This window comes from Nocardioides sp. P5_C9_2 (genome assembly GCF_054049555.1).
This window is the reverse complement of the sequence record NZ_JBFUMD010000584.1, coordinates 1-2,107: the sequence shown is the minus strand read 5'-3', so window position 1 is coordinate 2,107 and position 2,107 is coordinate 1. Positions and strand designations below refer to the sequence as shown.

The window sequence follows — 2,107 nt, the reverse complement described above, 5'->3', positions numbered from 1 at the left end:
CCTTCGGGCCGCTGCCCGACGCCTCCGCCGCCCCGGTCCCGCCCGCCCCGACCGACCCCGCCTCTCTCGCGGGTCCGACTCTCGCGGGGGCGCCTCTCGACGGGGCCGTCCTCGACGGGCTGCGTGCGGTCGTCGGCGCCGGGCACGTCCTCACCGACGCCGCGACCCGGGCCCTGCGGACCCGCGGCAAGTCCACTCCCGACCTGCTTCGGGCGCGCGCCGGGGACCTCACCGACGCCCCCGACGTCGTCGTGCGACCCGCCGACCAGGCCGAGGTCGAGGCGGTGGTCGCCTTCGCGGTGGCCCACCACCTCGCGCTGGTGCCCTTCGGTGGCGGCACGTCGGTGACAGGTGGGCTCGTCGCGCGCCGCGAGGGCTTCGCCGGCGTGGTCAGCCTCGACCTCGTGCGCCTCGACCGGCTGGTCGCCGTGGACGCCGAGTCGATGACCGCGACCCTCGAGCCGGGGCTGCGCGGACCGCAGGCCGAGGCGCTGCTCGCCGCGCGCGGGCTGACGCTCGGGCACTACCCGCAGTCGTTCGAGTACGCCTCCATCGGGGGCTTCGCGGCCACCCGGTCCAGCGGCCAGGCGAGCGCGGGCTACGGCCGCTTCGACGCCCTCGTGGTCGGACTCATCGTGGTCACGCCGTCCGGTGTGCTGACGCTGGGCTCCGCCCCCGCCAACGCGGCGGGACCCGACCTGCGCCAGCTCGTCCTGGGCTCCGAGGGCACGCTCGGGGTCATCACCTCGGTGACGGTCCGGGTGCGCCGCCTGCCCGCGACGAGGGTGTACGACGGCTGGCGCTGGCCGTCGTTCGCCGCCGGCTCGGACGCGATGCGCACCCTCGCCCAGGCGGGGCTGCTGCCGACCGTCATCCGGCTCTCCGACGAGACCGAGACCGCCATCAACCTGGCCGACCCCGACGCGATCGGCGCCGGAGCCGACGCGGGCAGCCTGATGGTCGTCGGGCACGAGGGACAGCCGGAGGAGGTCGCCGCCAAGCGGGCCGCCGTGGCCGCGGTGCTCGCCGGGCTCGGCGGGACCGACCTCGGGGAGGAGCCGGGCCGCGCCTGGGAGCACGGGCGCTTCCACGCGCCGTACCTGCGGGACTCGCTGCTCGACGTGGGCGTGCTGGTCGAGACGCTGGAGACGGCCACCTTCTGGTCCAACCGGCAGCGGCTCTACGACGCGGTCAGGGCCGCGCTGGTCGGCGTCCTCGGTGACGGGGCGCTGGTGATGTGCCACGTGTCGCACGTCTACGAGACCGGCTGCTCGCTCTACTTCACCGTCGCCGCGCGCCAGGGCGCGGACCCGCTCGCCCAGTGGGCGGAGGCGAAGGCCGCAGCGAGCGACGCCATGATCGCCGCCGGTGCGACGATCACCCACCACCACGCCGTCGGCACCGACCACAAGCCCTGGCTGGCGCGGGAGATCGGGCCGGTCGGCGTCCAGGTGCTGCGCGCGGTCAAGGAGTCGCTCGACCCGACCGGCGTGCTCAACCCCGGGGTCCTGATCCCGTGAGTCGGTCCTTCTCCTTCCTGGTCAATCCGGCCTCCGGCGGCGGGGCGGCCCCCGGCGCGGTCGTGCCCGTCGCGCGCCGGCTCCGGGACGCGGGCGCGACCGTCGAGGTGACCTACTCACCCGGGCCCCGGGCCACCCACGACCTCGTGGCCGCGGCCGTCGCGCGCGGCGACGTCGTCGTGTCGGTCGGGGGCGACGGCATGCTGTCGTCGCTCGCCGGGGAGGTGGCGCGGCTCGGCGGCACGCTCGGCATCGTGCCGGCCGGTCGGGGCAACGACTTCGCCCGGATGCTCGGCCTGCCCGACGACCCGCTGGCGCAGGCCGACCTGCTCCTGGCCGGGGCGACCCGTCGTGTCGACCTCGTCTCGTGGTCGGTCGACGGGTGCTCGCGCGTGGTGGCCGGCTCGGTCTACGCCGGGGTCGACGCCCGTGCCGCTGAGATCGTGGACCGGCTCCGCGGCCTGCCCGGACCGGTGCAGTACCCCTGCGCGGCCGTGCGCGCCCTCGCGTCGTACCGTCCGGCGCGGTGCCGGGTCGTCGTCGACGGCGTGGTCGGCGAGTACGACGCCGCGACCGTGGTCGTCGCC

2 protein-coding genes are annotated in these 2,107 nt (G+C 76.6%); both read left to right on the top strand.

Annotation, left to right across the window (positions count from 1 at the left end; genetic code table 11):
• The coding region (locus tag ACXJKL_RS19930; RefSeq protein ID WP_457208733.1) for an FAD-binding oxidoreductase at positions 1 to 1,520 on the top strand (1,520 nt) is incomplete at its 5' end.
• On the top strand, positions 1,517 to 2,107 hold a 591-nt coding region (locus ACXJKL_RS19925), incomplete at its 3' end, for a diacylglycerol/lipid kinase family protein (protein WP_457208732.1). The genes ACXJKL_RS19930 and ACXJKL_RS19925, both read left to right, overlap by 4 nt.